This window comes from Streptomyces flavofungini (assembly GCF_030388665.1).
Classification (GTDB): Bacteria; Actinomycetota; Actinomycetes; order Streptomycetales; family Streptomycetaceae; genus Streptomyces; species Streptomyces flavofungini_A.
In genome coordinates this window covers 7630053-7651882 of record NZ_CP128846.1, presented here as the reverse complement: position 1 = coordinate 7651882, position 21830 = coordinate 7630053, and the positions used below count along the sequence as shown (strand labels likewise).

Genomic DNA, 21830 nt, shown 5'->3' with positions numbered 1-21830 from the left:
CTCCGCCGCCCTCAGACAGCCCCGTACTCGTGCGGCCGACCTCCCCGCCACTCGACCCACCGGGGGTCATCGAGCAGGCTCTCAGCGTCTTCCAGGCTTGCCCGTCTCAGGAACTCGATCAGGTCCGCATCGCTGTGCGCCAGGCCAACGATCTCGTCTCGCACTGTCACCCGTCGTCCGCCTGACGGCGTCGGGCGATGAACGACTATCGGGGCGTGATCCACACATCCACCATGCGCCCTCGGCGCATGGGTCGCGACACATGCAACGAGGCCCCCTCGGGAGATGAGGGGGCCTCGCCGCTGTTGATCATTTTCTGTCATACGCCCTGGTCATCGAGCTTCAACGGGGCTGGCCCGGCCCCACCCTCGTCACAACAACCCTGATGGGGCTAGCTCCATTCGACCTCCGGGGTAGCGGGGTGACCCGAGGTGGTCCCTCTTGTTCGCTTGGGGCCCTCTCAGCGGGCGGCCAGAGCGCCCTCAGAATGTCAGCTCGCTCCCGCTCGGAATGCCCCCTCAGGAGCTCTAGGAGCGGTCCGCAAGGGGCTTCATGGGGCCCTGAGGGGCCATCCGCAGCATCTCGCATTCTCACTGCCCGCCGCGGTACGTGTAATGGTCGTCGACGACACGCTGCATCGCGCCGATCCGGTCGGCGACGACATGCTTCGCCGAGTAGAAGATGTGCCCGCGCACGCGCGGGAAGCCCTTCGCGTACGTGAGGTGCCGGGACAGCTCGGCCGGGTCCTGCCACTGAGCGGGCTGCGCCGGATCCCCCGCCTTGTACAGGGCCTCCCCCACGTACAGCTTCACGCCGGTACCCCGCGCGACCTCGTCCCACCAGGGCACCAGCACGGCGTAGTTCGCAGGAACCTGCTGGTCAAGTGGTTGTGCCAACCAGTACAGCTGCGGGCAGATGTAGTCGATCCAGCCCTTGCGCACCCAGCCGCGCGTGTCCGCGTACAGGTCGTCGTAGGTCTGCACGCCCGCGCGCGTGTCCGATCCGGTCGGGTCGGTCGCGATGTTGCGCCACACCCCGAAGGGGCTGATCCCGAACCGGGTGCCGGGGCGGATCCGGTGCACCCGGCGCCCCATCTCCTCCACCAGGCGGTCGATGTTGTCGCGCCGCCACGAGGCCCGGTCCGGGAAGCCGCCGCCGTACCGCGCGAACGCGTCGTCGTCGTCGAAGGTCTGGCCCGCCACGGGATAGGGGTAGAAGTAGTCGTCCCAGTGCACCGCGTCCAGGCGGTAGCGGCGGACGGCGTCGAGCATCGAGTCCTGCATGAACCGGCGCACCTCGGGCAGGCCCGGGTTGTAGTAGAGCTTCCCGCCGTACGGCACGACCCACTCGGGGTGCAGGCGTGCGGGGTGGGTGGGGACGAGGCGGGTGGGGTCGGTGTGCATGGCGATCCGGAACGGGTTGAACCAGGCGTGCAGCTCCAGGCCCCTGCGGTGGGCCTCGCGCACGGCGGTGCCCAGCGGGTCCCAGCCCGGGTCCTTGCCCTGGGTGCCGGTCAGCCACTCCGACCACGGCTCGTACCGCGAGGGCCAGAAGGCGTCGGCCGTCGGACGCACCTGGAGGACCACCGCGTTCAGCCGTCTGCGCACCGCCTCGTCGAGATAGGCGATCAGTTCGGCGCGCTGCTCCTTGGCGGACAGGCCCGGCTTCGAGGGCCAGTCGATGTTGACGACCGTGGCCACCCACATGCCGCGCATCTCACGCCCCCGACGCCCGGCCGAGGGCAGCGCCGCCGCGTCCCCCGCCATCGCGAGCCCGGCGGCCACCGAGGCCGCCGCCATCGTGAACGCCCGTCGCGACATCCGACGTGACCCCTGACGTGATCCCTGACGTGACAAATGCCTCATGAAGTCGCCCCTCGCGTCCGGATTCCACCGACAACGGCTGGTCGTTCGGGGACAGCATGCCCGACCCGGCCCGTATCGCACCGCAGGTTGCGGAGTAACGTTCACCGGCGAGGCAGGCACCGGCTCGTACGGGGGACCCTGCCAGTCCGTTGATCAGCGAAAGGCACGAGGTGACCGACTCTATGGCCGACATTGCGCGCGTCGGAGTGGTGGGCTGTGGCCAGATGGGCGCGGGTATCGCGGAGGTCTGCGCCCGCTCCGGCCTGGACGTGAAGGTCGCGGAGACCACCGGCGAGGCCCTGGAGATCGGCCGTACCCGGCTGTACAACTCCCTGTCCAAGGCGGCCGAGCGCGGCAAGATCTCCGAGACGGAGCGGGACGACTCCATCGCCCGCCTCAGCTTCACCACCGACCTCGGCGAGTTCGCCGACCGCGACCTCGTCATCGAGGCCGTCGTGGAGAACGAGCAGGTCAAGACCGAGATCTTCCAGGTCCTCGACCAGGTGGTGACGCGCCAGGACGCGATCCTCGCCTCCAACACCTCCTCCATCCCGCTGGTGAAGCTGGCCGTGGCGACCTCCCGCCCGGACCAGGTCATCGGCATCCACTTCTTCAACCCGGCCCCCGTGCAGCAGCTCGTCGAGCTGATCCCGGCGCTGACCACGTCGGAGGGCACGATCAGCCGGGCCCAGACCCTGGTGGAGAAGGTGCTCGGCAAGCACGCGATCCGGGCCCAGGACCGCTCGGGCTTCGTGGTGAACGCGCTGCTCATTCCGTATCTGCTCTCCGCGATCCGGATGTTCGAGTCGGGCATCGCCTCGCGCGAGGACATCGACAACGGCATGGAGATGGGCTGCGCCCACCCGATGGGGCCGCTGAAGCTGTCCGACCTGATCGGCCTGGACACGGTGGCATCGGTGGCGGACAGCATGTACGAGGAGTACAAGGAGCCGCTGTACGCCGCTCCCCCGCTGCTCCAGCGCATGGTCGACGCGGGCCGCCTCGGCCGCAAGACGGGCTCGGGCTTCTACACGTACGCCTGATTCACGCCATCTCCGCACGCCCCGCCTCCAGGTACGCGTGATCGCCTTCCGCTTCACCGCTGGCGAGCCGAGAGCAACTACTCTCCGTAGCTGAACTCAAGTCAATTTTCGGCCAGTTCACGGGCCCGGCGCTCTTCGAGCACCGGGCTCGCGCCGTTCACACGCCGTGTGCGCCGGGGGCTCGCATATGCCCTTCGCACACTCTCCCGCCCCGACCACCAGGCGAGTTGACTTTCCGTGCGCACAGGGGGGATGTGACGACTACCGAAAGGAGCGGACTCGTGACCACCGACCCCGAGCGTCCCGTGGTCCCGGAAGAACTCGCGGAGTTACGTCGCAGCCTGGACGTGGGCCTCGCCCGCGTCGACGGACGGCTCGCGTTACTCACCCAGAGCGACATGCAGCACACAAAGGATCAGGACGACCTGTCCCTCCGGATCACGGCCCTCGAGCACAACCGGTGGCCACTGCCCGCCCTCGCCGCCCTCACCTCCGTCGGGGCACTCGTGGTGGCGGTGTGGCAGGCCCTCGGCCGCTAGCCCGGGGGCCGGGTCGGGCCGGACGGCCGCCGACCGGGCCGGTCAGTCCCATCAGACCGGTCGGGCCGATCAGGAAGGACAGGTCGGGCAGGACGGCTAGCGTCCGTCCTGGCCAAGACGCAGATGGTGCAACAGGAGGAGTGCCGCCGCCATGTTGGCGGCCGGGACCTCGCCCCGCGCCACCATGTCGGGTACGAGCTTCAGCGGGACCCACTCACGGCGGTCCGACTCGAAGTCGTCCTCGGGGTGGCCGATGTAGGTCCCCTCGTCCGACCAGTAGATGTGGTGCCGGGCGTCGGTGAGACCGTTGGACGGCTCCACGCTCATCAGGTGCCGCAGGGGTCCCGGCCGCCAGCCGGTCTCCTCCTCCATCTCGCGGGCCGCCGCGTACGCGATGTCCTCGCCGTCCTCGACGACGCCGGCGGCCAGCTCCCAGCCCCAGCTGTCGGTGATGAAGCGGTGCCGCCACAGGAGCAGCACCTCGTTGGCCTCGTTCACGACCGTGGCGATCGCAACGGGCCGCAGGCGTATCAGGAAGTGGTCGAGGTGCCGCCCGTCAGGTAGCTCGACATCTGCGAGATTGACGGTGAACCATCGATTTCCATACACAGTTTGTTCGCTCTGTTTCGTCCACTGCACGGTTCTGCCACCTTCCGCTGAATAGATGGCAATATCGCAGCAGGAGGGTGTGCAGAGCACTCCGCGCAGGGCAGAGCGAAGCAGCACGTGTCACGCGTGGCTTCGCGCCCGCACCACGCGGTGGCACAGAGGTCGCGTCGCCGTGCCGCGCTCCTACAGCGGGACCCGCAGTGCGCCGTCGATGAGCTCGGCGGCCTCGGCCGTGCCCGCGCAGTCGCTGCGCACCAGGTGCTCACGCACGGCCCGCAGCCGGTCGCGCAGGCGCTGTGACTCCATCCCGCGCGCCTGTTCGGCCATTTCCACCGCCGTGGCCACCGCCTCGTCGGTGTTTCCCTGGCGCAGTTCGATCTGGCTCAGCATCGCGAGCCGGTGCACCCGGCCCCGGTCGTGCGCCGGGGTGTCCACGGCCGCCGCGGCGTGCTCGTGCGCTCCGGTGAGGTCTCCGAGGCTGAGCAGCGCCTCCGCCACCTGTACGTTGACCAGGCCGGGTTGGACATAGCCCGTCTCGTCCGGCTCGCGCCCCCGCCGGATCCGGTCGGCCGCCGCCTCGGCACGCCGGATGCAGGACAGCGCGCTGCTGCCGTCGCCCAGGTGCGCGTACGCCTTGGCCTGCATCGCGTACAGGTCGGACGCGAGCGCCGGGGTGATGTCGCGGCCCGCGGCGCGCAGCGCGGCCTCCGCGAAGGCGACCGCCTGGCGGTACTCCCGCATGAACAGCGACTGGTTGACGAGCAGCGCGATGACGTACGCGCCGAGCCCCCGGTCCCCGCTGGCCTTCGCCAGGCGCAGCGCCTGGTGGAAGTAGCGCTGGGCCAGGCCGTGCGCGTCCGAGTCGTAGGCGCAGATGCCCGCGATGGCCACCAGACCGCCGGTCGCGCGGTGCAGCTGACGGCCCATCGCGTCGGTGTAGCTGCCCCGGAGCAGCGGCGCCGCCTCGGCGTTGAGGAATCCGACTATGCGGGTCCGCATCGCCACGCCGCCGGTCTTGCGGTACATCTGCTCGTAGTGCGTGCGGGCCGCGCGCATCATCTCCACCTCCGCCATGCTGACCGGGTGGCGTCCGCCGCGGGAGACGTCCACGTCCTCGGGCGGGTTCTCCCACTCCCAGACGGGCATCACGGCGGGCGTGCCGGTGACGGCGGGGGCGCCGAGCAGATGCGGGCGCTGCTGTTCGTCCGAGCGCCACAGCGCGGTGGCACGCTCGACGAATCCGGAGAGCGTGGAGGCCATCGAGCCCTGCCGCGCGGCCGGGATCCCGGGCACGCCGAGGCCGATGTCGTCGAGGGCAACCGTGCGTTGCAGGCGGGCCGCGAGGACTTCGCAGATCAGGTCGGGCACCTGGCCGCGGGGGCGCTGGCCCTTCAACCAGCGGGCCACGGCCGTGTGTTCGTATCTCAGCGAGAGGCCTCTGGCCTTTCCCGCCTGGTTCACATGGGCGGCGAGGCCCGCGTGGGAGATGCCCGCTTCGTCGAGGATCGCGTCGAGCAGGGTGTTGGGCTGCATGGATGCCCTCCGGAGGCTCGGTGCTGTCAAGCCTAGTGGAGCCGTCTTCACACGGGGTGTGAACGGAGTGCCCGCATCCGGGGAGCGCGCGCTCTGCCGCGCCGGGCGCGTGCTCGGTTGACTGAGAGCCCTCACCAGGAGGCGGCCGGGCCGCCGGCTCCCCCTCATACAGTGCGGCGGCCCCTCTGTGGCGCCGTCCGATCGGCCGTCGTCTGCCCGGCAGTTCCGCGACGGCCCGGACGGCGCAGGCCGCATCGGACCGGGCGGTGTTCAGCTCATGGTGCGGGCGCGCCGCCCGGTCTCGGTCACCTGCGACGGCACCCGCGAGCGGTCGTTGCGCAGGACCAGGAGCGCGGCGTCGTCGGACGTCAGCCGGCCGATGTGGCGCAGGAGTTCGCCGTAGACGGCGTGGATGACGCGCTGCGGCGAGACGGGCGCGGTCCGGGCGGCCTCGGTGAGCACGGACTGCAGCGGGAAGAACCGGCCCGCGGTGTCACGGGCGTCCTCCATGCCGTCGGTGTACAGCGCGAGGGCGTCGCCGGGCAGCAGCCGTCCGAGGCGCGCGGGCGGCAGGTCGGCCGGCAGCGGGAAGGGTCCGAGCGGCGGCAGCGGGTCCCCGCCCGGCATCGGCTCGGCCCGGCCGCGCAGCCGATAGGGCCACGGGTGGCCGCAGTTGAGCGCCCGTACGTCACCGTCCGGGCCGATCTCCACGAGCAGCACGGTCACGAACTCCTCGGCGAGCGGGCCCTCCGGCGGCGCGGCGCCGCTCGCGGGGTGCTCGGCGCGGGAGCGCTCCCGCAGGTGCCGGGCGAGCGCGCGCTCCAGGCGGCGCAGGACGAGCGGCAGTTCGGGCTCCTCGTGGGCGGCCTCGCGGAAGCTGCCGAGGACCGCGGCCGCGGTGCCGATCGCGGCGAGGCCGTGACCCCTGACGTCCCCCATCACCAGGCGCACGCCGTGGTCGGTGGCCGCGACCTCGTACAGGTCCCCGCCGACGGAGGCGCCGTGCGTGGCGGAGAGCCGTCCCGCGGCGAGCGCGAATCCGTCGACGCGGGGCGGCAGCGGCCGGAGCAGGACGTTCTGCGCGGCGCCCGCGACCTCCCTGAGCTGGCGCAGCTCGCGCAGCAGCGCATGGCGCACCTGCAGGACCAGGCCGGTGCCGACGGCGAAGAAGACGGCACTGGTGACGATCCGCGCGCCCAGGCTGTGCTGTTGGGCGAGCGGGCAGGTCAGTTTGTACGTGATGGCGGCGGCGCCCCAGAGCGTGGGCAGGCCGAGCGTGAGTGCGCGGCGCAGCCTGCGGGTGCGGGGTCGCTCGAACGACGTGGTGGCTCCGGGGCGGTCCCCGTGGGCAGTTCTCGCCCGACGCCTCGCCGTGTGGTGGGCCCCGAAGCCGCGACGGGGCGCGCGAGGCTTGATCCGGTTCATGCCGACGGCCCCCTAAGGCCCAGTCCAGCGTGCGGGCCGTGTGCGGGACCGGCCCCTACGGCCGAACTGATTCTGTCGACCGCATGGGCGGATCGGGTCAGATCACCGGAAGTTGTCACCCTAACGAGTGAGGGGCGTATCCGTGGTCACGGATACGCCCCTCAACTGCGCCTTCGCGCACCGGCGATGCCTTCGCGCCGCCGTTCGGCCCCGCCACCGAGACGCCGGGGCCCGCGGGGGTTACGCCCCGCGCAGCACCGCGCCGGTCACCTCGGCGGCGCGCGCCACGGCCGCGTCGCGCGCGGCGGTGGCCTCGTCGACAGTGAGCGTGCGGTCGGCGGCGCGGAAGCGTAGCGCGTACGCGAGCGACTTCTTGCCGGCGCCGATCTGCTCGCCAGTGAAGACGTCGAACAGGCGGATGTCCTCGAGGAGTTCACCGGCGCCGTCGCGCAGGAAGGCCTCGACGACGGCCGCGGGCACGTCCGTGTCCACGACGAGCGCGACGTCCTGCGTCGCCACCGGGAAGGCGGAGATGCTCGGCGCCTGGAGGGTGCCCTCGCCGGCCTCGGCGAGCACGTCCAGGTTCAGCTCCATCGCGCAGGTGCGGGCGGGCAGGCCGAGCGCCTTGATGACGCGCGGGTGCAGCTCACCGGCGTGGCCGACGGCGACGATCTCGCCCTCGCTGCCGTCTTCGGCGACGCCGTCGGCGTGCTCGACGAACACGTTCAGCTCGGCGCAGCGACCCGGGTGCCACGGGCCGTACTGCCCCTGCTGGACGATCAGTTCGGCCCCGGCCGCACGGGCCACGGAGCGCGCCGCCTCGACGGCGTCCGCCCAGTCGGCCGGTCGGCCCTTGCCCCACCAGCCGGCCTGCTCCCGGGCGCCCGCGAGGACGGCCGCGACGTGCCGGGGCTGGTCGGGCAGCGCCTGGTTCTGCGCCGCGATCTCCTCGTCCGTGGGACGGCGGTCGACGGGCAGCCGGGCCGGGAGCACGGCCTCGTCGTCGTCGGCCTCCCGGGGGTGGAAGACCAGGCCGGTCTCGAACAGGGCCAGGTCGTGGCTGCCGCGCCCGTCGTTGCGGCGCAGCGTCGCGAGCAGGCCCGGAAGCAGCGTCGTACGGAGCGCGGGCTCCTCGTCGGACAGCGGGTTGACGAGCTTGACGACGCGGCGGTTCGGGTCGTCCTTGTCGAGGCCGAGCTGGTCGAAGACCTGCTCGGCGACGAACGGGTAGTTCGGTGCCTCGACGAAGCCGTCCCCGGCGAGCGCGCGGCCCACCCGGCGGTGCAGCCGCTGCCGCTCGGTCAGACCGCGCCCGGCGGGCGGCCGGGGCAGGGTCGAGGGCAGGTTCTCGTACCCCTCGAGGCGGATGACCTCCTCGGCGAGGTCGTTGATCTCGGCGAGGTCGGGCCGCCAGGACGGCACGGTGACGGTCAGGGAGTCCTGGCCGTACACGTCGCAGCCGACTTCCTGGAGGCGGCGCACGACGGTCTCGCGGCCGTAGGTCACACCGGCGACCCGGTCCGGGTGGTCGGCCCGCATGGTGATCGTGTGCGGCGCGGAGGGCGCGATGACCTCCGTGACGCCGGCCTCGGCGGTGCCGCCCGCGAGCAGCACGAGGAGGTCGACGGTGCGCTGCGCGGCGGCGGACGCGGCCTGCGGGTCGACGCCGCGCTCGAAGCGCTTGGCCGCCTCGGAGGACAGCTTGTGGCGGCGCGCGGTGCGGGCCACGGAGACCGCGTCGAAGTGCGCGGCCTCGATGACCACGTCGGTGGTGCCCTGTGCCTCGCCGGACTCCGCGTCCACCACGGTGTCGGCGATCTCGGTGTTGGCGCCGCCCATGACGCCCGCGAGGCCGATCGCGCCGCGGTCGTCGGTGATCACCAGGTCCTCGGCGTCGAGGACGCGCTTGGTGCCGTCGAGGGTGGTGAACTTCTCGCCCTGCTCGGCCCGGCGCACGCCGATGGCGCCCTGGACGCGGGAGCGGTCGTAGGCGTGCAGGGGCTGGCCGAGCTCCAGCATCACGTAGTTGGTGACGTCGACGGCCAGCGAGATCGGGCGCATGCCCGCCTTCTGCAGGCGGCGGCGCAGCCAGATCGGCGAGCGGGCGTCGGGGCGAAGGCCGGTGACGGTGCGCGCGGTGAAGCGGTCGCATCCGGCCGGGTCGCTGACGCGCACCGGGTAGCCGAAGGAGTTCGGCGCGGGCACGTCGAGCAGCGCCGGGTCGCGCAGCGGCAGGCCGTAGGCGGTGGCGGTCTCGCGGGCGACGCCGCGCATCGACAGGCAGTAGCCGCGGTCGGGCGTGACGGCGATGTCCAGGACCTCGTCGACGAGTTCGAGCAGCTCGATGGCGTCGGTGCCGACCTCGTGCTCGGGCGGGAGCACGATGATGCCTCCCCCAGACTCCGTCCGGGGGGACCCCCAGCCGTCGTCGCCCATGCCGAGCTCGTCGCCGGAGCAGATCATGCCGTGCGAGGTCTTGCCGTACGTCTTGCGCGCGGAGATCGCGAAGTCGCCGGGCAGGACGGCGCCGGGCAGGACCACGACGACCTTGTCGCCGACGGCGAAGTTCCGGGCGCCGCAGACGATCTCCTGCGGCTCACCGGTGCCGTTGGCGGAGCCGACGTCGACGGTGCAGAAGCGGATGGGCTTCTTGAAGCCCTCCAGCTCCTCGATGGTGAGGACCTTGCCGACGACGAGGGGGCCCTTGAGGCCCGCGCCGAGCTGTTCGACGGCCTCGACCTCGAGGCCCGCCGCGATCAGCTTGGCCTGCACGTCGCGGCCGGTCTCGGTGGCGGGGAGATCGACATACTCCCGCAGCCAGGAAAGCGGGACCCGCATCAGATCTCCATCCCGAAGGGCCGGGTGAAGCGCACGTCACCCTCGACCATGTCTCGCATGTCTTCTACGTGGTGGCGGAACATCAGCATCCGCTCGATGCCGAACCCGAAGGCGAACCCGCTGTACTTCTCGGGGTCCACGCCACAGGCGGCCAGCACCTTGGGGTTGACCATGCCGCAGCCGCCGAGCTCGATCCAGCCTTCGGAGGAACAGGTGCGGCAGGGCTTGTCGGGGTTGCCCACGGACTCGCCCCGGCACACGTAGCAGACCATGTCCATCTCGGCGGACGGCTCGGTGAACGGGAAGAAGTTCGGCCTGAGCCGCGTCTTCATGCCCTCGCCCCCGAAGAGCGCCTGCACCATGTGGTCCAGGGTGCCCTTGAGGTCGGCCATGGTCAGGCCCTCGTCCACGGCGAGCAGCTCGACCTGGTGGAAGACGGGGGTGTGGGTGGCGTCCAGCTCGTCGGTGCGGTAGACGCGGCCGGGGCAGATCACGTAGACCGGCGGCTCGCGGTCGATGAGCGAGCGGATCTGCACGGGCGAGGTGTGGGTGCGCAGGACGACACCGGACGCGTCGTCGCCGTCGGCCGGGGCCGCGCCGAGCGACGCCGGGTCGACGAAGAAGGTGTCCTGCTCACCGCGGGCCGGGTGGTCGGGGCCGATGTTCAGGGCGTCGAAGTTGAACCACTCGGACTCGACCTCGGGGCCCTCGGCGACCGCGTAGCCCATGGCCACGAAGATGTCCTCGATGCGCTCGGACAGCGTGGTCAGCGGGTGCCTGGCACCGGCGGGCACGCGGTCGTGGGGCAGCGAGACGTCCACGGCCTCCTCGACCAGGACGCGCGCGTCGCGCTCGGCCTCGAGCTCGGCCTGGCGGGCGGCGAGCGCCTTGTTCACGGCGCCGCGGGCCATGCCCACGCGCTTTCCGGCGTCGGCCTTGGCCTGCGGGGGCAGCGCGCCGATCTCGCGGTTGGCGAGCGCCAGCGGCGAGGTGCCGCCGGTGTGGGCGGTCTTCGCCTCCTGCAGCTGGTCGAGGTCGGCGGCGGCCGCGAAGGCGGCGAGCGCCTCGTCCCGCATGCGCTCGATCTCTTCAGGTTTCAGTGCCTCGACCTCGACAGGGTCGTACGACTTGTTCGGTGCCGACATCTCTTCCCGTGCTTCCGTTGGCTGGCGGATGGTCCCCGTCGACCGGGTCGAACTGCGTCGACTGGTCGGAGACGACTGGTCCTGAGATCGTCCCGAGAATGGGGACACAAAGGTGCCAACGACCGAGTCTAACGGGGGTGCGGTGAACGCATGCGCCCGCGGGCGGCCGCGGCGATGATCACTGGAGGTACGCCGGGGCTCCCACGGGCAACGTAAATCGGAACTGGGCGCCGCCGCCGGCCGCGCGGCCCACGGTGATCGTGCCGCCGTGCGCTTCGACGATGCCCTTCACGATGTACAACCCCAGTCCCGTCCCGCCGCGTTTGCTGCCCCGCCAGAAGCGGGTGAAGACGCGGCCCATCGACTCCTCCGGAATGCCGGAGCCCTCGTCGCTGATGGTGACCGCGGTGTCGGCCGCCCCCCGCACCCGCAGGGAGGGCGAGGGCGCCACGTCAATGGTGACCGTTCCCTCGCCGTGGCGCACCGCGTTTTCCAGCAGATTGCTGAGGACCTGGTCGATCTTGTCCGGATCGGCCCAGAGGTCGGGCAGCGGCTGCAGCACCCGCACCAGGAAGCGGTCCGCCTCCTGGCCGGCGGCGACGTGGGCCTGGATGTGGCGCCCGACGGCCGCGCCGATGTCCACGGGCTGGCGGCGCAGTTCGAGCCGCCCGGAGTCGATCCGGGAGATGTCGAGGAGTTCGGCGATGAGCCGCGTGACGCGGTTGGCGTCGGCGTCCACCGTCTCCAGCATCAGCTTCTTCTGGTCGTCGGTGAACCGCTCCCACTTGGCGAGCAGCGTCGCCGTGAAACCCTTGACGGACGTCAGCGGCGAGCGCAGTTCATGGGCGACGGTGGCGATCAGCTCGGCGTGGCTGCGCTCGGTGCGGCGGCGGGCCTCGGTGTCGCGCAGGGACACCACGAGGCGGCGCAGCGGGCCGGTGGGCCGTGCCCGCACGTACCGCGCGGACACGAGCACTTCGCGGCCGCCGGGAAGGAGCAGGTTCCGCTCGGGCTGGGCGACCCGGGTGGCGAGGCCGCCGTAGGGGTCGGTGAGCTGCCACCAGCGGCGGCCTTCGAGGTCCTCCAGGGGCAGGGCCCGTTCGATGGAGGCGCCCATGGCGTCGCAGGCGCGGACGGCGGTGATCTTGGCCGCGGCGGCGTTGAAGCAGATCACGCGCCCCGTCTCGTCGGCGACGACCAGTCCGTCGGGCAGGTCGTCCGGGTCGATGCCGAGCCCGCCGGGGCCCGGGCTCGCCTGGCCCGACTGGCCCGCGGGAGGGCACAGGATGTCCCGCACTCCCGGTGGTCTGCTCGTGCCGACAGTCATTCCCCGTATCCCCGCCTCTCGGAACCGGCGCAAAGGGCCTGTGAGCCCGACACACTACTAGCCGGGGGTGACGGAACGGCACCCTCCGGCGGCGCGCTGTGCACGGGCTGACGCATAGAGGCATACGGCTGCCGCGGTCGCGAGGTTCAGGCTCTCGGCGCTTCCGTGGATCGGAACGCGCACCACCGCGTCGGCGAGTGCGCGGGTCTCCTCCGGCAGGCCCCAGGCCTCGTTGCCGAAGATCCACGCGGTCTCGGTGCCCATGGTGCCCTGGTCCAGCTCGGCGTCCAGGTCGTCCGCCCCGGCCCCGTCGGCGGCGAGCACGCGGACGCCCGCGCCCTTCAGTCCGCGCACGGCCTCCTCGACGGGCACGCCCACGGCCACCGGCAGGTGGAAGTGCGAGCCGACGGAGGCGCGCACCGCCTTGGGGTTGTAGAGGTCGACGGAGGCGTCGGTGAGGATCACGGCCTCGGCGCCCGCGGCGTCGGCGCAGCGCAGCACGGTGCCGGCGTTGCCGGGGTCGCGGACGTGGGCGAGCACGGCGACGAGCTTGGGGCGCCCGGCGAGGATGTCCGCGAGCGGCACGTCCAGGAACCGGCAGACCCCGACCAGGCCCTGCGGGGTGACGGTCGTGGAGATGTCGGCGATGACGCTCTCGTCGGCCAGGTGCACGTGCGCCCCGGCGTCCCTGGCCGCGCCGACGATGTCCGCGTACCGCTCGGCGGCCTCGACGGTCGCGAACAGCTCCACGAGCGTGGCCCGCCCGTTCCCGCGGTGCCCGGCGGCCTCCCGCACGGCCTGCGGCCCCTCGGCGAGGAACAGCCGTTCCTTGCCGCGGAAGTTCCGCTTGGCGAGCCGCCGCGCGGCGCTGACGCGCGACGAGCGCGGGGAGATCAGGTCCGGACTGATGGCCATCTGGTCGCCTTCGGGGTACGGGGTCGGGGCTTCTTCACCGCCGGGAGGCGGGCACTTCACGCGGCCGCGAAGCGGGGGGCTCTTCACCGCCGCGAGGCGGGGGGCTCTTCACCGCCGCGAGGCGGGGGGGCTCCTCACCGCCGCGAGGCGGGGGGCTCCTCACCGCCGCGACGGCGCTCAGCCGAGACGGCGGATCCCGGCGGTGCCGAACCGCCCGGAGTGACGCAGCCAAGAGCCGGGCCGCAGGCCGAACACGAGAGGACCCGCAGGCCCGATGGCCTGCGGGTCCCTTCACAGCTCAAGCCCAGTGCGAACGTCAGGCGGCCTTGGGGGCGTTGACGTCGCTCGGCAGGGCCTTCTGCGCGACCTCGACCAGCGCGGCGAACGCGTTGGCGTCGTTCACGGCCAGCTCGGCGAGGATCTTGCGGTCCACCTCGATGTTGGCGGCCTTCAGACCCTGGATGAAGCGGTTGTAGGTGATGCCGTTGGCGCGGGCAGCGGCGTTGATGCGCTGGATCCACAGCTGACGGAAGTCGCCCTTGCGCTTCTTGCGGTCGTTGTAGTTGTAGACGAGGGAGTGGGTGACCTGCTCCTTCGCCTTGCGGTACAGGCGCGACCGCTGGCCGCGGTAGCCGCTGGCCTGCTCGAGGATCGCCCGACGCTTCTTGTGGGCGTTGACTGCCCGCTTGACGCGTGCCACTTGTTAACTCCTTGTAGCGGGGCCGTGGTGGTCGTCACACGGCCCGGAAACGAATTGGTCCCGGTCGTTACCGGAAGCCCCCGTCGCCGGGAGCGCGAGATCGATCAGATGCCCAGCATCTTCTTGATCTTGGCGGTGTCACCCGGGGCCATCTCGGCGTTGCCCGTGAGGCGGCGCGTCAGGCGGGACGACTTGTGCTCGAGCAGGTGGCGCTTGCCGGCGCGCTCGCGGAGCACCTTGCCGGAGCCGGTGACCTTGAAGCGCTTCTTGGCACCGCTGTGCGTCTTGTTCTTCGGCATAGCGCCGTTCTCTCCTCGTCAGTGGCACTCCGATGCCCGGTCGCGAGACCGGGCATCCCGGAGCGTCATGTGTTCGATTGGCATCCCTGGACTCGTGTCCGGGATCAGGCCTCGGCGGAAGCCTCGGCCGGGGCCTCGGCGGGGGCTTCGGAAAGCTCCTCCTCGGCGGCGTTCTGCGACTTGCCGGGGTTGGCCTTCGCTTCCGCCTTGCGAGCCGCCTGGGCCTCACGGGCCTCGGCCATCGCCTCGGTCTTCTTCTTGTGCGGACCGAGAACCATGATCATGTTCCGGCCGTCCTGCTTCGGGTTCGACTCGATGAACCCGAGCTCCTGGACGTCCTCCGCGAGTCGCTGCAGCAGCCGGAAGCCGAGCTCCGGACGGGACTGCTCGCGACCACGGAACATGATCGTGATCTTGACCTTGTCGCCCTGCTTGAGGAACCGGACGACGTGACCCTTCTTGGTGTCGTAGTCGTGCGGGTCGATCTTCGGCCGGAGCTTCATCTCCTTGATGACCGTGTGCGCCTGGTTCTTGCGCGCCTCACGGGCCTTCATGGCCGACTCGTACTTGAACTTCCCGTAGTCCATGAGCTTGCACACGGGCGGACGGGCGTTCGCCGCGACCTCGACCAGGTCCAGGTCGTACTCCTGCGCAAGCTCCAGGGCCTTGGCAAGCGGGACAATCCCGACCTGCTCGCCGCTGGGACCGACAAGTCGCACCTCGGGAACGCGAATCCGGTCGTTGATGCGGGGCTCGGCGCTGATGGATCCTCCTCGGTAGCACCACGCGACCGTCTGGCGGACAGCCGCGTTACGTCTGTTTTCTCGACCAACCGCGCCGGGACACAAAAAATGCCCCGACTGATCACAGAGGGGGCTCCAAGGAAATACCGGAGCACCTCCGTGGTGATCACGGGGCGCATCGGGCGGTGCATCACGCGCTGCGCGGTGTCCGCCTGACCGGTGACCCGCCGCTCCGGAGAGCGGCCAGGTGGGAGATCGGAGCCTCCACTTGTGGGCCGGACGCTTGCGTTGACACGCGGGTGTCCAGCCGGTCGTTACACAAGGTTAGCAGGTCCCGGGGGGTGGGGCTAACCGCCGGGACGCGGCTCTAGGGTGAGGGGCATGAGTGACACGAGTCCCGCGGCTACCCCCGCACCCCACGACGCACCCCAGAGCCCCGGCTTCGACGCCATGACCCGCGACATCGCGGACGTTCCCGCGGTCGAGGTGATCACGACGGTCGCGGTGCACCTGATGAGCGCGGCGGCGGTGAACCTGGGCCTCGCCGAGGAGGGCGAGGCCCACAAGGACCTGGACGAGGCCCGCAAGCTGATCCAGGCGCTCGCCGGTCTGATGGACGCGAGCGCGACGGAGATCAGCTCCTTCCACGCGGCGCCGCTGCGGGACGGTCTGAAGTCGCTGCAGCTGGCGTTCCGGGAGGCGTCCCTGGTGCCGGACGAGCCCGGTCAGGGGCCCGGCGAGAAGTACACAGGCCCCGTCTTCGGCTGACGGCCCGCCGCACCGCACACGCGTCAGCGTACGAAGAGGGGCTCGCCCGGTGGCGTCGCCTCGGCCGGCAGCAGTGCCAGGTCGAGGCCGCGCACCAGGCGGGCCCGCAGTGTTTCGTCGGCCGCGAGCGCTTCGGCGACGCGCTGGGCGGCGGCCTGCGGGGCGGTGGGGTCCAGGACCAGGGCGAGGGTGCCGTCGGCGGTGCCGGGGCCGAGGTGGGCGCGCTGCACGGCGGGCTCGGCGGCGACGACGGCGCGCACGGCGGCGACGACGGCCGGGTCCGTGAGCGCGTCGGTGCTGTGGCGGCCCTCGGCGAGGGCGATCAGGGCGGCCCGGTTCAGCTCGTACGGGACGGGGCCCGCGAGGTCGAGCACGATCGTGTCGGCCTTCTCGTGCGCGGCGGCCTGCAGCGCCTGGTGCATCGGTACGGCGACGGGGCGGGCCTCGGGGTCCCACAGGGCCAGCGCCTCGGTGGAGGTGAAGGCGGGCAGCGCGGTGCGGTGCCCCGCCTTGAGGGTGGGCACGGCCATGTCACTGGTCTTCTCGCGCCGCAGGCCGCCCGCCCGTCTCCCACCACCCTTATGACGGGCTTCGCCCCCCTGTTGATCGTCCTCCTCGACCTCACCGAGCACGGCGACGACGGGCACGAGGAGCCGGGCCCCCGAGAGCGCCTCGAGGACCGGCCCGTGCGCGCTCCGGTCCTCCGCCCAGGCGCCGAGCGCCGCCCGCAGCGCGGGGTCGGCCGACCCGTCGTCGTCGGAGAAGGGGGAGTCGGGAATGTTCTTGTTCGCCACGGTCCGACCCTAGCCCGCCGTGGGGCGGCGCTCGCGGGCCGCCCTCCCGCGCCGCCGGGCGCCCTCACCGGCGCACGAGGCCGCCCGCGCCTGACGGCACCCGCCCTACCGACGCGCCGACGCCGCCCGCCCCCGCCACAGCCAGACCCCCGCGGCCAGCAGGGCCACTCCGAGTCCTCCGGCCACGGGGCCGACCCAGCCCGCGGGCCCGTCCTCCTCCTTGGCCTTGTCCGGACCGGGGCCGAAGTACTTCTCGGTGCGGGCCGTCGTCCGCAGCGACTGGGGCTTGATCCTCTCGGCGCGGGCGAGTGCCGCGACCGGGTCGATGAGGCCGAAGCCGCGGGAGTCGTCGCGGCCGCCGGCGGGGGCGTCGCGTGCGGTGTCCCGCAGGAGCTTCTTGATCTCGGCGGGGCCGAGGCCGGGGTGGGCGGCGCGGATCAGGGCGACGGCTCCGGAGACGAACGCGGCGGCCGCGCTGGTGCCCCAGCCCTCGTAGTACCTGCGGTCGGGGTCGGCGATCACGACGTCGTCGCCGGGCGCGGCGACGGTGGCGTACCAGCGGCGGGTCGAGAAGGAGGCGCGGACGCCGTTGCTGTCGACGGCTGTCGCGGCGATGACTCCGGGATACGCGGCCGGGTACGAGATGTGGTCGCCGCGTTCGCCACCGTTGCCCGCCGAGGCCACGACGACGGCTCCCTTGCGCAACGCGTACTGGACGGCGGCGTCCTCCGCGGGCTCCGGGTGGGCGGACTTGGAGTCGTCGCCGAGGGAGAGGTTGATGACGTCGGCGCCGTGATCGGCGGCCCAGCGGATGCCTTCGGCGAGGGCGTTGCCCCGGGTGGAGCGGGCCTTCTTGCGGGCGGGGTCGCCGTCTTCGAGGATCACCCGGACCGGCAGGACGCGGGCTTCGGGCGCGATGCCGAGCACGCCGTCGCGGCGGCCCGCGCCGTGCCCGTGACCGGCGACGATCCCGGCCATGGCGGTGCCGTGCCTGGCCCAGGACTTGTCGCCGCGGCGGGCCCCGAAGCCGACCATGTCCTTGCCGGTGAGGACATTGCCGACCAGGTCGGGGTGGGAGGCGTCCACGCCGGTGTCGAGCACGGCGACGGTGACGCCCTCGCCCTTGGTGGTGCGCCAGGCCTGGTCGGTGCGCATCACGTCGAGGGCCCACTGCTGGCCGCGGATGCCGTCGTCGGCGTACGCGGTGGCGGTGGCGGGCAGCAGCACGCAGGTCGCGGCGAGGGCGCTGGCCACCGCCGTGCGCATTCCACGCGGGGTCATGAGGGCTTCTCCGTGGCCGCGGTGACGGTCTTGCGCAGGCCGCGCTCGACGCGGTCGGCGATGCCCTTCACGTCGTTGCCGAGGCCCGCCTGCGCCGGGGCGGACGTGGCGCCGACCTTCATGGCGTCGGCGGCGGACTCGGGGTCGGTGACGACGCGGCCGTCGGCGAAGCCGGAGACGGCATAGGCGACGACGGGGGCGTCGGGCAGGACAGACAGGGTCCAGGTGGCGCGCTGGCGGTCGCCGAAGTCGGCTGCGGGGGTGCCTTCGGCCGCGTACGGACGGGGCATCAGGTCCGGCCGGGAGTCGAGGCCTTCCTCGGTGAACCGGGTGCGCAGGGCCCGCATCGCGTCGGCGTCGGCCTTCGTGAACAGCAGGCCGACGGTGGTGACGTGGCTGCGGGTCGCGTCCGCGTACGTCGCGCGCAGCAGACGCAGGCAGCCCGCCGGGGCGAGGGCCTTGCGCAGGAGCGGGTCGAAGGCGTCCTTGCAGGTGCTGTCGGGGGCGACGGCGACGCGGTCCCAGGTGCGGTCGGCGCCGCCCGGGCCCGCGCCCTCCCCCTTGATCGAGGGCGGGAACAGCTCGTCGACGGGCACGCTGTGCCAGAGTTCGCCCGCCTCGACGTACGCGTTCCGCGAGCTGCCCGCCGCGTCCGACTCCCCCGTCAGCCAACTGCCCGTGGCCGCGCCGCCGATGAGACCGAGCCCGAGCACGACACAGGCCGCGGCGGCCGCCGCCCGGGGCCGCACCCAGGCGCCGACGGGGCGCAGCCGGGTGGTGGTGTCGTCGTACAGCGCGGGCCGCGCCAGGAACACGAAGGGGCGGCCCGAGCCGGGCCCCGGCGTCAGGTCCACGGCCCCGACGGTCCGCCGCGCGGCGAAGGCGCGCACCGCCCCCGTTCCGGCGCCCGTGACACCTCTCGCACCGCTCCGCGCTCCCGGTGTGACGCCGGGCCTGGGCGGCGGCGCGGCGAGACCGGGGTCCGCGCCGGTACCGCCCGCACGCGCGGAGGGCACGGAGCCCCCCGGCTCGGGCCGGGCGCGGCCCGCCGAGGCAGGAGGGGGATCCAACGGCGGTGCGGGCGGGGCCGCTCGGGAGGTGGTGGGGAGGGCTCGGAGGTCTCCGGCCGGGGCGGTGGTACCGGTACGTCGGCGTGGCGCGCCCGGCGCGGTGGCCTCGGCATGCGCGCCGGTCGTGTCCGGGGCAGGAGTTGGGCGGGGGCCCGGGGCCTTCGCGGGGGAGGCTGGGGTGGTGATACGCGGGGTCCTGGTGCCCTGGGTCGGGGCGGTGCCGGTACGCGGATCTCGGTCGTCCGGGGCCGGGAGGGCTGCGGTACGGCGGCGGTCCCGCGCGCCCGGTGACGAGGCGGCACTCCCGGCGCGGGCCTCCGGCACGTGCGTGGGAGCGGGAGGGTTCGCCGGGCGTGCGGGCGTCCCCGGCGCGGTGGTCGGCACGGCGGGGACGGCCGCGGGCCGGGCCTCCGCCGGGCGCGGACGCGAAGTCGGCACAGCGGGAAGCGGGTTGGGGACGCGCGACGGCGGCGGGACGGAAGCGGTGCCACTCGCTCCCGCGGTACCCGAGGCCGGGCCCTCGGCGGGCGGCGGCACGGACGGCGGTGCGTCCGGCAGGCGTGCCGAGGCGGGCGGAGGCGGCGGCGTGTCCGGCACCCGCTCGGCGACGGCGTCCTCCCGCGCGGGCTTCGGCAGCCGCACCCGGTCGAACGGCGCCAACAAGTCCGCGACCAGCGCGTCCTGGTCGTCCGTCAACGGCTCCTCGGCGGGTTCGGCACCGCCACCCGGACCGCCCGCGCCACCGGTGCCGCCCGCGCCACCGGTGCCGCCCGCGCCCGCGGCGCCGGACGCGCCCGAGTCGTGCCCCGCACCCCGCAGAGACGTATCGCCATGGGACGGGCCACGAAACGAGTCGTCGGCCGGGGCCTCGCCCGACCCGCGCCGCAGGTCACCACGAGCCGTCGGCGGACGGACGTCGGGAAAACGCGCGGTCGCGGCCGGGGGCGGCGGCTCCGCCGGGAGGGGTGGAACGGACGGCACAGGAGGAACGTCCGGGGCGGGGGCGTTGCCGAACCGGCCCGCGCCAGAGCCGGGGGAAACGGCGCCAGGGCCGTCGCCGGCAAGGCCGGAGCCGCAGGCGACCCCAGCGGAATCGAGGGAGGCCACCCCGGAACCCGAGGCCGTAACCGCAGAACCGGAGCCCGAACCGGAGAGCGAACCGCCCGCACCGGAGGCCGACCCATCCGAACCAGGAAGCGGCCAGTCCGAGTCGGAGGACCGGCCGCCCGGACCGAGAGGCGCCCCGTCCGGGCCGGAGGCCGTCGCAGCCGCAGCGGTGACCGTGCTGTCCGGAGCCGAAGGCGCCCCCTCGGAAGACGCGGGCATCCCACCCTGGGCCGAAGGCGCCCCCTCAGGAGACGCGGCCGACCCGCCCTGAGCCGAAGGCGCCCCCTCGGGAGAGATGGCTGACCCGTCCGGAGCCGAAGGCGTCGCCGCTGGGCCGAATGGAGCAGTGGGCGCAGGCGGGGCGGTGGGCTCGGGCGTGGGGGTGGTCGCGGGGCGTGCGGGTGGCGGCACCCGTGGCGGGGTGCCGGGCCGTGGGGGGACGGGGGGCCGTCGCGCCTCCGTGCTCATGCACCCCCCGTTCCATCGCGTCGCGCGCTCCCTGCTTGCGCGTCACTCTACGGGCTGACCCGACACCCACGGGCACGAGGCCGCGACCCCGGGTGATCTGCCCGGATCATCCCCTACCCTGCGGTAGCCACGTCTGGCAGGCTGCGTTCATGAGAGGCCGAGCCGCAGACAGGGCCCGCTACGACCGGGCCACCGCGCACCTCGACGCGCCGCTCGCGGTCGTCGACCTGGAGGCGTTCGACGCGAACGCCGACGACTTGGTGCGGCGGGCCGGCGGCAAGCCGGTCCGGGTGGCGAGCAAGTCCGTGCGGTGCCGGGCGCTCCTGGAGCGGGTGCTGGCCCGGGACGGCTTCGCGGGCATCATGTCGTACACCCTGGCGGAGTCCCTGTGGCTCGCCCGCTCCGGCTTCGGCGACGTCCTGCTCGCCTACCCCTCCGCCGACCGCGCCGCCTTCGCGGAGCTGACCGCCGATCCCAAGCTGGCCGCCGCGGTCACCGTCATGGTCGACGACCCGGCGCAGCTGCGGCTCATCGACGACGCGCGCGAGGGCGGCCGTGAAGAGGTCCGGGTCTGCCTGGAGTTGGACACCTCCCTGAAGCTGCTCGGCGGCCGGGTGCGGATCGGGGCGCGGCGCTCGCCGCTGCACGAGCCCGCGCAGGTCGCCGCGCTGGCCCGGGCGATCGCCAGGCGGCCCGGGTTCCGGCTCGTGGGCGTGATGGCGTACGAGGGCCACGTGGCGGGGGTCGGGGACGCCGTCGAGGGGCATCCGGCCAAGTCGCGCGCCGTGCGGATGATGCAGGCCACCGCCCGCAAGGAGCTCGCGGACCGCCGCGCCGCGACGATCCGCGCGGTCCGTGCCACCGCCCCCGACCTCGAGTTCGTGAACGGCGGCGGCACGGGCAGCGTCCAGCACACCGCCGCCGAGGCCGCGGTGACCGAGATCGCCGCGGGTTCGGGGCTCTACGTGCCGCGGCTCTTCGACAACTACACGTCGTTCAGCGGACGTCCGGCCGCCCTGTTCGCCCAGCCGGTCGTGCGCAGGCCGGGGCCCGGCGTGGTCACGGTGCTCGGCGGCGGCTATCCGGCGTCGGGCGTCGCGGGCGCCGACCGCTCCCCGGTGCCTTATCTGCCGGACGGGCTGCGGTACGACCCGCAGGAGGGCGCGGGCGAGGTGCAGACCCCGCTGCTCGGCCCGCCCGCGGACGACCTGCGCATCGGCGACAAGGTGTGGTTCCGGCACGCCAAGGCCGGTGAGCTGTGCGAGCGGTTCGAGAAGCTGCACCTGGTGGAGGGTGACCGGGTGACGGGGACCGTGCCGACCTACCGCGGTGAGGGCCACACCTTCCTGTAGCCCCGGCGG

General features: G+C 73.0%; 19 protein-coding genes. 4 read left to right on the top strand and 15 right to left on the bottom strand.

All coding sequences use genetic code 11. The features are described from left to right. Positions 1-11 precede the first annotated feature (11 nt). Together QUY26_RS32815 and QUY26_RS32810 are read right to left on the bottom strand one after the other, a co-directional pair. Entirely contained in the window at positions 12-224 is a 213-nt protein-coding gene (locus tag QUY26_RS32815) for a hypothetical protein (RefSeq protein ID WP_289953115.1), read from the bottom strand. A 366-nt stretch (positions 225-590) separates the two neighbouring features. Beyond that, positions 591-1820, bottom strand: coding sequence for a glycoside hydrolase family 10 protein (locus tag QUY26_RS32810; RefSeq protein WP_289953114.1), 1230 nt, complete (start codon positions 1818-1820; stop codon positions 591-593). A gap of 227 nt (positions 1821-2047) precedes the next feature. On the opposite strand from QUY26_RS32810, the gene QUY26_RS32805 reads away from it, so the two are divergent. Then, positions 2048-2908 (top strand): 3-hydroxybutyryl-CoA dehydrogenase, encoded by an 861-nt coding sequence (locus QUY26_RS32805; protein WP_289953112.1) that lies wholly within the window; start codon positions 2048-2050, stop codon positions 2906-2908. 281 nt (positions 2909-3189) lie between these two features. Then, on the top strand, positions 3190-3447 hold the full coding sequence (locus QUY26_RS32800; protein ID WP_289953111.1) for a hypothetical protein: 258 nt from the start codon (positions 3190-3192) through the stop codon (positions 3445-3447). A 96-nt stretch (positions 3448-3543) separates the two neighbouring features. Here QUY26_RS32800 and QUY26_RS32795 read toward each other — a convergent pair whose 3' ends face one another. The 10 genes from QUY26_RS32795 to infC form a co-directional block, all read right to left on the bottom strand. Beyond that, complete coding sequence (locus QUY26_RS32795; RefSeq protein ID WP_289953109.1) at positions 3544-4086, bottom strand: NUDIX hydrolase; 543 nt, start codon at positions 4084-4086, stop codon at positions 3544-3546. A 153-nt stretch (positions 4087-4239) separates the two neighbouring features. After that, entirely contained in the window at positions 4240-5589 is a 1350-nt protein-coding gene (locus QUY26_RS32790) for a hypothetical protein (protein WP_030356295.1), read from the bottom strand. Positions 5590-5859: 270 nt separating this feature from the next. After that, positions 5860-7014 carry a PP2C family protein-serine/threonine phosphatase gene (locus QUY26_RS32785; RefSeq protein WP_289953106.1) on the bottom strand — a complete coding sequence of 385 codons (1155 nt, stop codon included), beginning with the start codon at positions 7012-7014 and terminating at the stop codon, positions 5860-5862. 240 nt (positions 7015-7254) lie between these two features. After that, positions 7255-9852: a phenylalanine--tRNA ligase subunit beta gene (pheT, locus tag QUY26_RS32780; protein ID WP_289953104.1), complete on the bottom strand. Its 2598-nt coding sequence runs from the start codon at positions 9850-9852 to the stop codon at positions 7255-7257. Beyond that, complete coding sequence (gene pheS / locus QUY26_RS32775; protein WP_289953103.1) at positions 9852-10997, bottom strand: phenylalanine--tRNA ligase subunit alpha; 1146 nt, start codon at positions 10995-10997, stop codon at positions 9852-9854. The genes pheT and pheS overlap by 1 nt, the downstream gene beginning before the upstream one ends. 178 nt (positions 10998-11175) lie before the next feature. Continuing rightward, positions 11176-12324: a PAS domain-containing sensor histidine kinase gene (locus QUY26_RS32770; RefSeq protein WP_289953102.1), complete on the bottom strand. Its 1149-nt coding sequence runs from the start codon at positions 12322-12324 to the stop codon at positions 11176-11178. Positions 12325-12381: 57 nt separating this feature from the next. Next, the gene (locus tag QUY26_RS32765) at positions 12382-13239 is read right to left on the bottom strand and encodes a TrmH family RNA methyltransferase (RefSeq protein ID WP_289953101.1); all 858 of its coding nucleotides are present in this window, start codon (positions 13237-13239) and stop codon (positions 12382-12384) included. Between the two features lie 316 nt (positions 13240-13555). After that, positions 13556-13939: a 50S ribosomal protein L20 gene (gene rplT / locus QUY26_RS32760; RefSeq protein ID WP_016642495.1), complete on the bottom strand. Its 384-nt coding sequence runs from the start codon at positions 13937-13939 to the stop codon at positions 13556-13558. A 104-nt stretch (positions 13940-14043) separates the two neighbouring features. Next, positions 14044-14238: a 50S ribosomal protein L35 gene (rpmI, locus tag QUY26_RS32755; RefSeq protein ID WP_087883360.1), complete on the bottom strand. Its 195-nt coding sequence runs from the start codon at positions 14236-14238 to the stop codon at positions 14044-14046. 104 nt (positions 14239-14342) lie between these two features. Continuing rightward, positions 14343-15002, bottom strand: a complete 660-nt coding sequence (gene infC, locus QUY26_RS32750) for a translation initiation factor IF-3 (protein WP_289956246.1) — start codon at positions 15000-15002, stop codon at positions 14343-14345. A gap of 360 nt (positions 15003-15362) precedes the next feature. On the opposite strand from infC, the gene QUY26_RS32745 reads away from it, so the two are divergent. Then, a complete protein-coding gene (locus tag QUY26_RS32745; RefSeq protein WP_030356286.1) occupies positions 15363-15749 on the top strand; it encodes a DUF1844 domain-containing protein in 387 nt (128 codons plus the stop codon). A gap of 23 nt (positions 15750-15772) precedes the next feature. On the opposite strand, the gene QUY26_RS32740 is transcribed toward QUY26_RS32745, so the two are convergent. The 3 genes from QUY26_RS32740 to QUY26_RS32730 form a co-directional block, all read right to left on the bottom strand. Further along, on the bottom strand, positions 15773-16543 hold the full coding sequence (locus QUY26_RS32740; protein WP_289953086.1) for an SseB family protein: 771 nt from the start codon (positions 16541-16543) through the stop codon (positions 15773-15775). A gap of 105 nt (positions 16544-16648) precedes the next feature. Further along, positions 16649-17824, bottom strand: coding sequence for a type VII secretion-associated serine protease mycosin (gene mycP, locus QUY26_RS32735; RefSeq protein ID WP_289953083.1), 1176 nt, complete (start codon positions 17822-17824; stop codon positions 16649-16651). Beyond that, positions 17821-18678: a hypothetical protein gene (locus tag QUY26_RS32730; protein ID WP_289953081.1), complete on the bottom strand. Its 858-nt coding sequence runs from the start codon at positions 18676-18678 to the stop codon at positions 17821-17823. Before QUY26_RS32730 ends, mycP begins: the two co-directional genes overlap by 4 nt. A 1940-nt stretch (positions 18679-20618) precedes the next feature. Here QUY26_RS32730 and QUY26_RS32725 point away from each other — a divergent pair. Beyond that, positions 20619-21821, top strand: coding sequence for an amino acid deaminase/aldolase (locus QUY26_RS32725; RefSeq protein WP_289953079.1), 1203 nt, complete (start codon positions 20619-20621; stop codon positions 21819-21821). The last annotated feature ends 9 nt before the right edge of the window (positions 21822-21830 follow it).